Annotated in this window: 13 protein-coding genes; 1 reads left to right on the top strand and 12 read right to left on the bottom strand. The window is 70.7% G+C overall.

Annotated features, from left to right (window positions below):
• Positions 1 to 3: 3 nt before the first annotated feature.
• From atpA to glyA, 8 genes are all read right to left on the bottom strand, one after another.
• Positions 4 to 1,656 (bottom strand): F0F1 ATP synthase subunit alpha, encoded by a 1,653-nt coding sequence (gene atpA / locus ABZ780_RS16710; protein ID WP_357007748.1) that lies wholly within the window; start codon positions 1,654 to 1,656, stop codon positions 4 to 6.
• A 90-nt stretch (positions 1,657 to 1,746) separates the two neighbouring features.
• Positions 1,747 to 2,571, bottom strand: coding sequence for a F0F1 ATP synthase subunit delta (locus tag ABZ780_RS16705; protein WP_357008228.1), 825 nt, complete (start codon positions 2,569 to 2,571; stop codon positions 1,747 to 1,749).
• The gene (locus ABZ780_RS16700; protein WP_357007745.1) at positions 2,568 to 3,095 is read right to left on the bottom strand and encodes a F0F1 ATP synthase subunit B; all 528 of its coding nucleotides are present in this window, start codon (positions 3,093 to 3,095) and stop codon (positions 2,568 to 2,570) included. The genes ABZ780_RS16705 and ABZ780_RS16700 overlap by 4 nt, the downstream gene beginning before the upstream one ends.
• A gap of 29 nt (positions 3,096 to 3,124) precedes the next feature.
• Positions 3,125 to 3,349, bottom strand: coding sequence for an ATP synthase F0 subunit C (gene atpE / locus ABZ780_RS16695; protein ID WP_355591314.1), 225 nt, complete (start codon positions 3,347 to 3,349; stop codon positions 3,125 to 3,127).
• 94 nt (positions 3,350 to 3,443) lie between these two features.
• Positions 3,444 to 4,223 carry a F0F1 ATP synthase subunit A gene (atpB, locus tag ABZ780_RS16690; protein ID WP_357007742.1) on the bottom strand — a complete coding sequence of 260 codons (780 nt, stop codon included), beginning with the start codon at positions 4,221 to 4,223 and terminating at the stop codon, positions 3,444 to 3,446.
• 42 nt (positions 4,224 to 4,265) lie between these two features.
• Positions 4,266 to 4,487, bottom strand: coding sequence for a hypothetical protein (locus ABZ780_RS16685; protein WP_355591308.1), 222 nt, complete (start codon positions 4,485 to 4,487; stop codon positions 4,266 to 4,268).
• Between the two features lie 191 nt (positions 4,488 to 4,678).
• Positions 4,679 to 5,110, bottom strand: a complete 432-nt coding sequence (locus ABZ780_RS16680; RefSeq protein WP_357007739.1) for a hypothetical protein — start codon at positions 5,108 to 5,110, stop codon at positions 4,679 to 4,681.
• The gene (glyA, locus tag ABZ780_RS16675) at positions 5,107 to 6,393 is read right to left on the bottom strand and encodes a serine hydroxymethyltransferase (RefSeq protein ID WP_357007735.1); all 1,287 of its coding nucleotides are present in this window, start codon (positions 6,391 to 6,393) and stop codon (positions 5,107 to 5,109) included. Before glyA ends, ABZ780_RS16680 begins: the two co-directional genes overlap by 4 nt.
• A gap of 35 nt (positions 6,394 to 6,428) precedes the next feature.
• Here glyA and ABZ780_RS16670 point away from each other — a divergent pair, with 35 nt between their 5' ends.
• Positions 6,429 to 7,892: an SDR family oxidoreductase gene (locus ABZ780_RS16670; RefSeq protein WP_357007732.1), complete on the top strand. Its 1,464-nt coding sequence runs from the start codon at positions 6,429 to 6,431 to the stop codon at positions 7,890 to 7,892.
• Positions 7,893 to 8,018: 126 nt separating this feature from the next.
• On the opposite strand, the gene ABZ780_RS16665 is transcribed toward ABZ780_RS16670, so the two are convergent.
• From ABZ780_RS16665 to prmC, 4 genes are all read right to left on the bottom strand, one after another.
• Entirely contained in the window at positions 8,019 to 10,133 is a 2,115-nt protein-coding gene (locus ABZ780_RS16665; protein WP_357007729.1) for a transglycosylase domain-containing protein, read from the bottom strand.
• A gap of 106 nt (positions 10,134 to 10,239) precedes the next feature.
• On the bottom strand, positions 10,240 to 10,851 hold the full coding sequence (locus ABZ780_RS16660) for a phosphotyrosine protein phosphatase (RefSeq protein ID WP_357007726.1): 612 nt from the start codon (positions 10,849 to 10,851) through the stop codon (positions 10,240 to 10,242).
• The gene (locus ABZ780_RS16655; protein WP_357008224.1) at positions 10,852 to 11,499 is read right to left on the bottom strand and encodes an L-threonylcarbamoyladenylate synthase; all 648 of its coding nucleotides are present in this window, start codon (positions 11,497 to 11,499) and stop codon (positions 10,852 to 10,854) included.
• Positions 11,499 to 12,446: a peptide chain release factor N(5)-glutamine methyltransferase gene (prmC, locus tag ABZ780_RS16650; RefSeq protein ID WP_357007723.1), complete on the bottom strand. Its 948-nt coding sequence runs from the start codon at positions 12,444 to 12,446 to the stop codon at positions 11,499 to 11,501. The genes ABZ780_RS16655 and prmC overlap by 1 nt, the downstream gene beginning before the upstream one ends.
• Between the last annotated feature and the right edge of the window lie 17 nt (positions 12,447 to 12,463).

Genomic DNA, 12,463 nt, shown 5'->3' with positions numbered 1-12,463 from the left:
GGATCAGCTCTCGGCCGAGCCGGCGGGCGCGCCGTCGCGGTAGCGGGTCACCGTCTCGCGGCTCTGGTCACCCTCGAGCGGCTTGGCCGGCGCGTCGTTGATCCGAGGCTCGTCCTCCTTGCCGAGGAAGACCTTCTTGAACTCGCTGATCGCGTTGTCCAGGGAGCCGATGATGTCGTCGTTCCACTGGTTGTCGGCGATCCCGGCCAGCACCCCCGCGTGCTTGTGCCGCAGGTACTGGAGGAACTCCGACTCGAAGCGACGGACCTCGCCCACCGGGACGTCGTCCAGCTTGCCCTCGGTGCCGGCCCAGACCGTGACGACCTGCTCCTGCACCGGGTACGGCGAGTAGTTCGGCTGCTTGAGCAGCTCGACCAGGCGCGAACCGCGGTCCAGCTGGGCCCGGGAGGCCTTGTCCAGGTCGGAGGCGAAGGCGGCGAACGCCTCGAGCTCGCGGTACTGGGCCAGGTTGAGCCGCAGCGAACCGGCGACCTTCTTCATCGGCTTCACCTGCGCGGCGCCACCGACCCGGGAGACCGAGGTGCCGACGTTGATCGCCGGACGAACGCCCTGGTTGAACAGGTCGGTCTCCAGGAAGATCTGGCCGTCGGTGATCGAGATGACGTTGGTCGGGATGAAGGCCGAGATGTCGTTGGCCTTCGTCTCGATGATCGGCAGGCCGGTCATCGAGCCGCCACCCAGCTCGTCGGAGAGCTTCGCGCAACGCTCCAGCAGGCGGGAGTGCAGGTAGAAGACGTCACCCGGGTACGCCTCACGGCCCGGCGGGCGGCGCAGCAGCAGCGACACGGCGCGGTACGCCTCGGCCTGCTTGCTCAGGTCGTCGAAGACGATCAGAACGTGCTTGCCGCCGTACATCCAGTGCTGCCCGATGGACGAGCCGGTGTACGGGGCGAGGTACTTGAAGCCGGCCGGGTCGGAGGCCGGGGAGGCCACGATGGTCGTGTACTCCATCGCGCCCGCCTCCTCGAGCTGCCCCTTGATGGAGGCGATCGTGGAGGCCTTCTGGCCGATGGCGACGTAGATGCAGCGGACCTGCTTCTTCGGGTCGCCGGTACGCCAGTTGTCCCGCTGGTTGAGGATGGCGTCCAGGGCGACCGTGGTCTTACCGGTCTTCCGGTCACCGATGATCAGCTGCCGCTGGCCCCGACCGATCGGGGTCATCGCGTCGATGGCCTTGATGCCGGTCTGCAGCGGCTCGTCGACGGACTGCCGGGCCATCACGTTCGGAGCCTGCAGCTCCAGCTCGCGGTAGCCCTCGTTGGCGATGTCGCCGAGCGCGTCGATCGGCTCGCCGAGCGCGTTGACCACGCGGCCGAGGAAGGCGTCGCCGACCGGAACGGAGAGAACCCGCTCGGTGCGCTTGACGCGCTGCCCCTCCTCCAGCTTGGCGGAGTCACCGAGAACGACGACGCCGATCTCCCGGACGTCGAGGTTCAACGCCACGCCGAGCGTGCCGTCCTCGAACTCCAGGAGCTCGTTGGTCATGGTCGAGGGCAGGCCCTCGACGTGGGCGATGCCGTCACCGGTGTCGGCGACGGTGCCGACCTCCTCGCGGGAGACGTCGGGCGAATAGGAGGAGACGTAGCGCTCCAGGGCGCCGCGGATCTCCTCCGTCGAGATGGTCAGCTCGGCCATCCTCTGCTTCCTTAAAATTCAGGGGCCCGGGGATACCTAGTACCGACCGGTCCGAATGGCGTCTGTCATTCAGGTGCTTCGCGGGAGCCGTCAGCGCTTGGCGAACGCGTTACGAGTCTCGTTGAGTCGGCGCAGGATCGTCCCGTCGTAGAGGTCGGAACCGACCCGGACGCTCATGCCACCGAGGATCTCGGGGGCGACCGTCTGCTTGATGTCGACCTGTCGACCGTATAGCTCGGCGAGTCGAGCGCCCAGCCGCTGCTCCTCGGCGTCATCCAGCGGGGCCGCCACGGTCACGTACGCGACCTGCCGGTCCCGCCGGTCGGCGGTGAGCTCGACCAGTCGGGTGAGCGCGCCGCTGAAGGAGCGTCCGCCGAACCCGGAGAGAGCCACCTCGATCAGGCGGACCGTCACCGGGTGGGCCTTGCCCACCAGCAGCTCACGAACCAGCCCGGCGCGCTGAGCCAGCGGCGCGATCGGGTCGGTCAGCACGGTGGCGAGCTGCGGCTGCCCGGCGACCAACTGGCCGAACCGGAACAGCTCGTCCTCCACCTCTCCGAGGTCACCGGTGGCGTCGGCGCTGGCCAGCAGCGCCTCCACACCGAGCCGCTCGGTGCCGTCGAGCAACTCCGACGGTGCCGACCAGCGGCTGGCGACCAACGTGCTGGTCAGGTCGAGCGCCTGCTCGTCGAGCTTGCCGCGCAGCATGGTGCCGAGCAGACCGGCGCGGTCCTCGCCGGACCGTGCCGGGTCGGAGAGCGCCCGGCGCAGCCGGACCTCCCGCCGCAGCAGATCCGCGACGGAGAGGACGCCGTCGGCGGTGGCGGCGACCGCCTGCGGCTGGGCGCCGCGGGTGTAGGCCTCCAGCCGCTCGACGGCTGCCTTGTACGACTCCCGGCTGGCGGCGTGCATCAGCGGGCCCCCGCGCTCTCAAGATCGGTGAGGAAACGCTCGACGGTGCCCTTGCGACGGGCCTCGTCGGCGAGCGACTCCCCCACGATCCGGCTGGCCAGGTCGACAGCGAGACCGCCGACCTCCGCACGCAGGTCGCGCACGATGGTGGCCCGCTCGGCGATGAGCTGCTCCTTGCCCGCGGCGACAACCCGCTCGGACTCCTCCCGCGCCTTGGCGAGGATGTCCTGTCGGATCCCCTCGGCGTCGGAGCGGGCGTCGTCACGGATCTTGGCGGCTTCGGTACGCACCTCGGCCAACTGCGCGCGGTACTGCTCGAGCAGCTGGTTCGCCTCGGCCTGGGCCGCCTCCGCACGCTTGAGGCCACCCTCGATCGCATCGACCCGTGCCTGGTACATCGCCTCCATGCGCGGCATGACGAACTTCAGCAGGATGAAGACGAGCAGGGCGAAGGAGATCGAACCAACGACGATCTCCTGCCAGATCGGCAGGATCGGGTTGTGCGCGCCTTCCGCAGCGAGATACATGTCAGACCTCCGGGTCGAAGAGCGGACGGTCAGTTGACGGCGAAGGCGAGCACCAGGCCGAACAGGGCGAGCGCCTCGACCAGGGCGAAGCCCAGGACCAGCCAGGTCCGGTTGAAGCCGGCGGACTCGGGCTGACGGGCGCTCGACTGGATGTAGGCCGCGAAGACCAGGGCGACGCCGATACCGGGGCCGATGGCGGCGAGACCGTAGCCGATGGTGTTGACGTTACCGTTGATGGCGGCGAGAACGTCCATTGCGGGTATTCCTCCTAGTTCACACGTGAGTTCTCACGTGTACGCGGTCGGTATCCAGAAGCTTGGTCGGGCCGGGTGACCCGCCGAGCGGGTCTCAGTGCTCGTCTGCCAGCGACGACCCGATGTAGTTGGCGCTCAGCGTGACGAAGACATAAGCCTGCAGCACCGCGACCAGGACCTCGAAGAAGGCCATCACGATCGCCATGGCGAAGGAGAAGACCGAGGTCACCTGGACGAAGATGCTGTCCGAGGCGAGCATCACGAACCCGCCGACGGTGAAGACCAGCAGGAGCAGGTGGCCGGCGAACATGTTGGCGAATAGCCGCAGGGCCAGCGTGACCGGCCGGACGATGAAGTTCTGCAGGAACTCGATCGGGATCAGCAGGAAATGCATTGGCCACGGGACGCCGGGCAGGATCAGCATCATCTTCAGGTATTTGCCGAAGCCGTGCTTCCGGACGCCGATGTAGAGGTACATCACGTAGGAGATGGCCGAGAGCACGATCGGGAAGGCGATGTGCGAGTTGGGCGAGATCTGCAACCCGGGCACGATGCTGAAGAGGTTGGTCAGCAGGATGAAGCTGAAGAGCACCGTGAAGTAGGGCGCGAAGCGAATGCCCGCGTTGCCCATCTGCTCGCGGGCGATGTTGTCCCGGACCAGGCCGTAGACCGACTCCGCATACCACTGGGCCTTACCGGGGACCAGCTTGGGCTTCCGGTAGGCGAGCATGAAGAAGATGATCAGCAACGCGACCGCGAGCCAGATCATGATCCCGAACTTGGTGACCCAGGGGCCGGCCACGTTCGGCGGGTAGAAATCTCCGACGCTGGGGGGCCAGGGAAGCCCCTCGGCGGCGACGAGCTGTCCACTCACCGTGTCATCCTCCGCACTCGACAGACCCGCGTGTGCTGGAACTCAAGCACCGAGCCTCTTCATGATCAAGTAGATCGCTCCGGCTGCGCCGAACATCATGCCCGTGGCGATCCCGATGCCCGTGGGAAATCCGATAAGGCGTCCCGCTAGCCATCCGAGGAAACCCCACACCACAATTCCGGCGATGAGATAGCCAAGAACGGTGCCGGCAACGCCCTCCGATGAGTGCTCATCGGACTTCTTGGGGTGAAGGTCGTCGGCCATGACGCCGCGAACGATATCAGCCTGCCTGCGCCAGGGTGTGCGGCACCCCCCACACTGCGGGCAGCGTGCGGGTCGCACTACGGGCGCGTCAACCGTCGCCAAGGCTACTCCCGTCAAGTCCGCCGAGGCAGCCCGACGGGACCGGCAAATTGCCGACAATCGTCCGCTGAGGAGCCCGCAATCGGACGTGATTAGTCGCGCCGCGACCGGAATGTCGGCAGCGGAGACCGCAGCGCCCAGGTCAGGTGGGCTCCGGTCCAGACCACCACGGCCGCGATGACGCCCACGCCCATGGCCCGTAAACCACCCCAACCGGTGGCCGCGATGGCGGACATGGTCAGACCGAGGATCACGATCTTCACGCTGTAGGTGACCAACCCGACGGACATGATCATGCGCGGGTTGATGGCGTCCGCCCAGGCGACGGAGAACCCGGAGATGAGATAGCTCACCACCACCAGCGCGATCCCGGCGGCCACTCCGGCGGCGCCCTCGGCACCCTGGAGGACTGCCGCGAGAGGGACCGCCAGCACCGCCAGCACCGCACAACTCAGCAGCGTAAGGGGAAGGTACGGCAGCCGAACCCGGATCGCGCCCGGCTCACCCGCCCGTGGCTCGCTCATCGGGGGTACGCCGGGAACGTCGCGACCAGCTCGGCCACCTCGGCGCCGATCCGGGTCAGCTCGTCGGCACCGCCGGGCGCCCCGGCATCGGTGCGTACCGCACGGGCGATCAGGGCGGCCACCTGCCGCAACTCCCCCTCCCGCATGCCCTGCGTGGTGACGCTCGGCGTGCCCACCCGGATGCCGGAGGCCACCATCGGCGGCTGCGGGTCGTACGGGATGGCGTTCTTGTTCAGGGTGATCGACGCGGCGTCGCAGCGTCGCTCGGCCTCCGCGCCGGTCACCCCCACCTCCCGCAGGTCGATCAGGGCGAGGTGGGTGTCGGTGCCACCGGAAACCGGGCGCATCCCCTCCTCGGCCAGCCCGGCGGCGAGCGCCTGGGCGTTGCTGACCACCTGCCGGGCGTACGTCTGGAACTCGGGCTGGGCGGCCTCGCGCAACGCGACCGCCTTGGCCGCGACCGCGTGCATCAGCGGGCCGCCCTGGGTGAACGGGAAGACCGCCTTGTCGATCCGCTGGGCCAGCGACTCACGGCACAGGATCATGCCGCCGCGCGGGCCGCGCAGCACCTTGTGGGTGGTGGCGCAGACCACGTCGGCGTACGGCACCGGGGACGGAATCGCCCGGCCGGCGACCAGGCCGATGAAGTGCGCCGCGTCCACCATCAGGTACGCGCCGACCTCGTCGGCGATCTCCCGGAACCGCGCGAAGTCGATCAGGCGGGAGTACGCGGTCGCGCCACAAATGATCAGCTTGGGACGGTGGGCACGTGCCAGGTCCCGTACCTCGTCGTAGTCGATCAGCTCAGTGTCCGGCCGGACCGGGTAGCCGACCGGGTGGAACCACTTGCCGGAGAAGTTCACCCGGCTGCCGTGGGTGAGGTGCCCGCCGTGCGGCAGATCCATCGCCAGGACCGTGTCCCCCGGCTGCACCAGCGCGGCGTACGCGGCCAGGTTGGCGCTCGCCCCGGAGTGCGGCTGGAGGTTGGCGTGCTCGGCCCCGAACAGCTCCTTGGCCCGGGCGACGCCGATCTCCTCAGCCCGGTCCACCTCCGCGCAGCCGCCGTAGTAGCGGCGGCCCGGGTAACCCTCGGCGTACTTGTTGGTAAGCGTCGAACCGAGCGCGGCAAGCACCGCCGGCGAGGTCAGATTCTCGCTGGCGATCAGCTGCAGACCACCCCGCAACCGGTCCAGCTCGCCGAGGACCACCCCGGCGATCTCCGGATCGGTTGCCCTGAGCTGCGCAAAATCCGGCCCCCAGAAGGTGCTCGTCTCGGTCTCCACAGCGAACGAGTCTAGAGGGACGCACACTGGGACCCGTGAGATGCCTCGTCACCGGTGCCACGGGATACATCGGCGGGCGACTGACGCCGCTCCTGCTCGCCGACGGGCACACCGTACGCTGCCTGGCCCGTAAGGCAGTGCGGCTGCGCGACGTGCCCTGGGCCTCGGCCGCCGAGATCGTCGAGGGCGACCTCAGCCGGCCGGAGACGCTGCCCGCCGCGTTCGCCGACGTGGATGTCGCCTACTTCCTGGTGCACTCGCTCGGCCGGCCCGACTTCGAGGCGGCCGATCGCGCGGCGGCGACCAACTTCGCGACGGCGGCCCGCGCGGCCGGCGTACACCGGATCGTCTATTTGGGCGGCCCGGAACCGGCCTCCGACGAGGAGGTCCCCTCCCCGCACCTGCGGTCCCGGGCCGAGGTGGGTCGGATCCTGCTGGCCAGCGGGGTGCCCACGGCGGTGCTCCGCGCCGCGGTGATCATCGGAAGCGGCTCGGCGTCGTTCGAGATGCTGCGCTACCTGACCGAGCGGCTGCCCGCCATGGTCACCCCCCGGTGGGTGGGTAACCGGATCCAGCCGATCGCGGTCCGTGACGTGCTGCGCTACCTGGCCGGCTGCACCGCCCTGCCGCCGGAGGTCAACCGGGGCTTCGACATCGGCGGGCCGGACGTGCTGACCTTCCGCGACATGATGCAGCGGTACGCGCGGGTGGCCGGGCTGCGCCGGCGGATCATCGTGCCGGTCCGGCCGCTCACCCCGTCGCTCTCCTCGCACTGGGTCGGCCTGATCACCCCGGTGCCGAACGCCATCGCCCGCCCGCTGGTCGAGAGCCTGATCCACGAGGCGGTCGCGCACGAGCACGACATCGCCCGGTACGTCCCCGACCCGCCCGGCGGCCTGACCGGCTTCGACCAGGCGGTGACGCTGGCGCTGGCCAAGGTACGCGACGCCCAGGTGGAGACCCGCTGGTCGAACGCGAGCGGCCCGGACGCCCCCGCCGAGCCGCTGCCCAGCGACCCGGACTGGTCCGGTGGGACCGCGTACACCGACCTCCGCGAGCGGACGGTCGACGCGTCACCGGCGGCGCTCTGGCGGGTCGTCGAGGGCGTCGGCGGCGAGAACGGGTGGTACTCGTTCCCGCTCGCCTGGTCGATCCGTGGCTGGCTCGACCGACTCATCGGCGGAGTGGGGCTGCGGCGCGGCCGACGCGACCCGCACCGGTTACAGGTCGGCGAGGCACTGGACTTCTGGCGGGTGGAGGAGATCATCCCGGGCGAGCTGTTGCGGCTGCGCGCCGAGATGCGCCTGCCCGGCCGTGCCTGGCTGGAGATGCGGGTGCTGCCCGCCGACAACGGGCGCAGCCGCTACCAGCAACGCGCCGTCTTCCTGCCCCGAGGGCTGAGCGGGCACGCCTACTGGGCGTCGGTGGCACCGTTCCACGCGGTGGTCTTCGGCGGAATGGCCCGCAACATAGCCCGAGGCGCAGAACAGAACCCCTAAACCACCCCACCCCACCCCCGCGATCTTGCACTTTGGGTCGCAGGTTTGGGTGCTTTGGCACCTTTTGTCGCGGCAGAAAGTGCAAGATCGCGAGGGCGGGGCGGGCGGGGCGGGGTGGGGTTGGGGTTAGTTGCCGGTGCGGGCTCCGGTTACCTGGAAGGCGGCCCGTTCGCTGGGCGGGACGAAGTCGCGCACCGGCTGGCCGCGCAGGCCGGAGGCGAGCACCTCGCCGACCGCGTCCACCATTCGGGCCTGCACCGCCTGACCGACCGCGTCGCGGGGATCATCCGGGTTGGCCGCCATCGAGGCGACCGCGAGCTGCGGCGTGAAGGCCACCACCGTCTCCGTCTCGTACCGCTCGGAGCTGCCGGTCTTGCCGGCCACCGGACGGCCGAGCCGGGCACGCAGGTCGGGCGCGGTGGCACCGTCGCACTGCCGGTACATCGACTGGTCGCCCACCGGGCACCGGGACGCGTCGATCGCCGCCCGGGCCACGTCAATGTCCAGGACCTGCCGGCAGTCCGGCTTGGCGGCGTCCACCGGCCGGCCGGTCGAGTCGCTGATCGAGACCACCGGCAGCGGCCGGCACCAGGTCCCCTCGGCAGCCACCGTGGCGTACGCGGTGGCCAGGTCGAGCGGGGTCGTCGCGGCGACGCCCAGGGTGAACGGGCCCCAGTTCTTCGCACCGTAGCGGGCCAGCCGTTCGTCGGCGTCGGCGCGCAGCACGATGCCGAGCCGTTCGGCCATCTCCACCACCCGGTCGGCGCCGACCCGCTCGGTGAGCCACGCGAAGTAGGTGTTCACCGAGCGACCGAACGCGGTCCACATGGTGCGGGGGCCGTCCATCGACGAAGGGCTGGCGTTCGACGGGCACCACTGCCCGTCGCAACTCGCCTCCCCGGTCACCGGGAACCGGGTGAGCAGTTGCGTCGGCGCCGTGAACTCCGTGGACAGCGGCAGGCCGGACTCCAGCGCGGCCAGCAGGGCGAAGAGCTTGAACGTCGAGCCGCCCTGGTAACCGTCGATCGCCCCGCCGCCGGCGACGAGTTGGTTGACCGTGTTCGGGTGGTTCTTCTGGCCGACCGGATTGTCCTTGACGCTGTAGGTGCGGTTCACCGACATCGCCAGCACCCGGCCGGTGCCGGGCTGCACCACCGTGGTCGGCATCGCCCGCGCGTCGGTCGTCCGGTAGATCTTGCGCACCTGCTCGGTGGTGGCCCGCTGCAACGCCGGGTCCAGCGAGGAGACGATGGAGAAGCCGCCCCGGCGCAACGTGCGCTGGCGCTCGTCGGCGGTCGACCCGAACGCCGGCTGGCTGCTCCACCAGCGGGTGAACCAGTCGCAGAAGAAGCCCCAGTCGTTGTTTCCCTCGGGCACTCCCGTGCAGTCGTTCGGGGTCTCGCTGGGCCGCAGTTGCAGCGGCTCGGCCCGCGCCGCCGCAGCCGCGTCGGCCGGCACCTGGCCCGACTCCACCAGCCGCTCCAGCACGTACGTCCGACGGTCCAGCGCGCTGTCGGCGTCGCCGTTGATCGGGTCGTCGCTGTCCGGCGACTGCACCAGGCCGGCCAGCAGCGCCGCCTGGGCCAGGGTCAGCTCGGCCGGGGACCGGGAGAAGTAGCGCTTGCTGGCGGCGGCGATCCCGTACGCCCCGGCGCCGAAGTAGGCGATGTTGAGGTAGCGGGTGAGGATGTCCTCCTTGCTCAACTCCCGCTCCAGCGCGAGCGCGTACCGCATCTCCTGGAGCTTGCGGGCGGTGGTGACCTCGGTGGCCGCCCGGCGCTGCCGCTCGGTCAGCCGGGGATCGCTGGCGAGCACGTTGCGGACGTACTGCATCGTCAGCGTGGAGGCGCCCTGCCGGGTCTGGCCGTCGCGCCGGTTCACGGTGAACGCGCGTACCACGCCGCGCAGGTCCACCCCGCTGTGCTGGTAGAACCGGACGTCCTCGGCCGCCACGATGGCCTGGCGCATCACCGGCGCCACCTCCTGCAGGGGCACGTCCACCCGGTCCTCCTGGTAGAAGGACGTGATCAGGGTGGTGCCGTCGCTGGCGTAGAGGTTGGAGCGCTGGGCGGTGGGCGGCGTGCGGAGCGTGTTCGGCAGCTCCGAGTACGGCGTGGACAGGGCGCTGAAGCCGATCCCGAAGACCAGGGCCGCGGGCAGGGCAGCCCCGGCCAGCACCAGCCCGGCCAGCACGCCGGCGATCACCACGGTCAGTAGTTTGTCGAGTCGGGCCCGGATCATCAGCTCTCCCCGCAGGAGCCGGTCACACTAGGACCCGTTCAGAATGACCCGGAAGACCCCTTTCGCCCCTCGTTTTCCCCAAACCCGGAGAAAACTCGCACGGCGCTCAGGGCAGCAGCGCGGCGGCCAGCGGGTGGACCGTCTCCTCGATCTCGTCGGCGACCCGGCTGAAGCACTGGTCACCGCGACCCCAGGGGTCGTCCAGATCATCGGTGGGCAGCAGGCTGGTGCCCAGCCGGTTGCCGTGGGCCGCCGCCACCAGGGCCACGCCCCGGGCGTACACCCCCTCCGGGGTCGCCTCCGCCGCCGGCAGCGCGGCGGTGTCCACCGCGGCGAGCAACCGGCCGAACTCACCGAGCACGAACGTGCGGGCCGCCGCGTCCGGACGCAGCGCCACCACGTACTCCTGCTGGTCGGCCGTGGCCGTCAGGACCAGGTCTGCGGCGTCGATGAGGTCCGAACGCAGCTTGCGCGCCGCGAAGCCCTCGACGTCCCCGCCCCGGCCGATGACCTGCCGGGCCGCCGGCGGGTTCATCTCCTCACCGGCGTGCCAGCCGCCGGTGCCGGCGCTGTGGCTGTGCAGCAACTCCTCGGCCCCGGCCGGGTCCTGCGAACGCCGCGCCAACCGCTCCCGGACCGCGAGGGCGAGCAGCCGCTCGGCCATCGGCGAGCGGCAGATGTTGCCCATGCAGACGTGCAGAACGGTGAACGGGGGCACTCAGACCCCCTGGATGTCGACGAGATCCGGAACCACGTCGCGCAGCTTCTCCAGCGGGATCGCGCCGGCCCGCAGCAACTGCGGCACCTCGCCGGTCAGGTCCACGATCGTGCTCGGCACCGGGTCCGGGCAGGGCCCGGCCTCCAGGTACGCCCGCACCGAGTAGCTGAGCTGGTCGCGTGCCTCCTCGGCCGTCACCGCCGCCGGTTGGCCGGTCTTGTTGGCCGACGAGACCGCCATCGGGCCGGTCTCCCGCAGCACCTCAAGCGCCACCGGGTGCAGCGGCATCCGCACCGCCACCGTGCCCGACTTGTCGCCCAGGTCCCACTGGAGGCTCGGCGAGTGCTCGACCACGATCGTCAGGGCACCCGGCCAGAACGCCTCCACCAGCTCGCGAGCGGCCGTGGGCAGCGAAAACACCAACCCGTCCAGGGTGTGGCGCGAACCGATCAGCACCGGCGGCGGCATCTGCCGGCCCCGGCCCTTCGCGTCCAGCAACGCCTTGACCGCGTACGGAGTGAACGCGTCCGCGCCGATTCCGTAGACGGTGTCCGTCGGAAGGACGACCAGCTCGCCGTTCTTGACCGCCTCGATGGCCGCAGCGATGCCGCGGTCCCGATCGGCGGGCGACCGGCAGTCGTAGAGCATCACGAGGAGTCAGTCTGCCACGCCGAGCCGGAAGCGGCGTGCTGGCCGTCCGCCGATCGGGACGCGGTGGCATATCGAGGGCGCCCGGTGAGGTCCCGATGCTCCGTGACGGCGGTGAACCGGCCGTCCGCGACGAGCAGCGCGGGCACCGCCACGTCGTGCGTGTCGTCGTGCTCGATCCCGACCACGCCGCCGGGGCGCAGCAGCTCCGCCGCGCGGGTGAGCACCGGCCGGATCACCGTCAGGCCGTCCACGCCGCCGAAGACCGCCTCCGCCGGATCGTGCCCGGCCACCTCCGGCGGCACCACCACCTCCACCGGCACGTACGGCGGGTTGCAGAGCAGCACGTCCACCCGGCCGACCAGGTCGGCCAGCAGATCCGGCGCGGTGACGTCGGCCTCGACCACCTCGATGGGGCGGTCCCCCGCCGCGGCCCGCTCGGCGGCGTTGCGGCGCAGCCACGCCAGCGCCGCCGGGGACCGCTCCACCGCCACCACCCGCGCCCCGGGCAGCTCCTGGGCCACCGCCAACGCGATCGCGCCGGAACCACTGCACAGGTCCACCACCAGCGGCTCGGGCCGACCCCGGCCCTGCTCGACGCCCCAGCCGGCCAGCAACTCCGTCTCCGGGCGGGGCACGAAGACACCCGGGCCGACCGCCAGCTCCAGGTGCCGGAACCCGGCCCGACCGGTCAAGTGCTGCAACGGCTCCCGGCTGGCGCGGCGCTCGACCAGTTCGTCGAGCCGGGCCACCTGGTCGTCGTCCAGGTCGTCGGCGAGCGCCAGCCGGCCCCGGGGCACCCCCAGCACGTACGCCGTCAGCAGCTCGGCCTCCACCCGCGCCGGGCCCACCCCCGCGGCGGCGAGCGCCCGCGCGGCCCGGACCACGGCGGCGGACGGACGGACGCGGCCTGTCCCTTCGGGGGTGTGTTGCGGCAAAGTACTCACGACATAATCATGAAGTG

Source organism: Micromonospora sp. NPDC047467 (assembly GCF_040643095.1).
Taxonomy (GTDB): Bacteria; Actinomycetota; Actinomycetes; order Mycobacteriales; family Micromonosporaceae; genus Micromonospora.
The sequence above is the reverse complement of the archived record's forward strand: the minus strand, read 5'-3'. Positions and strand labels throughout refer to the sequence as shown.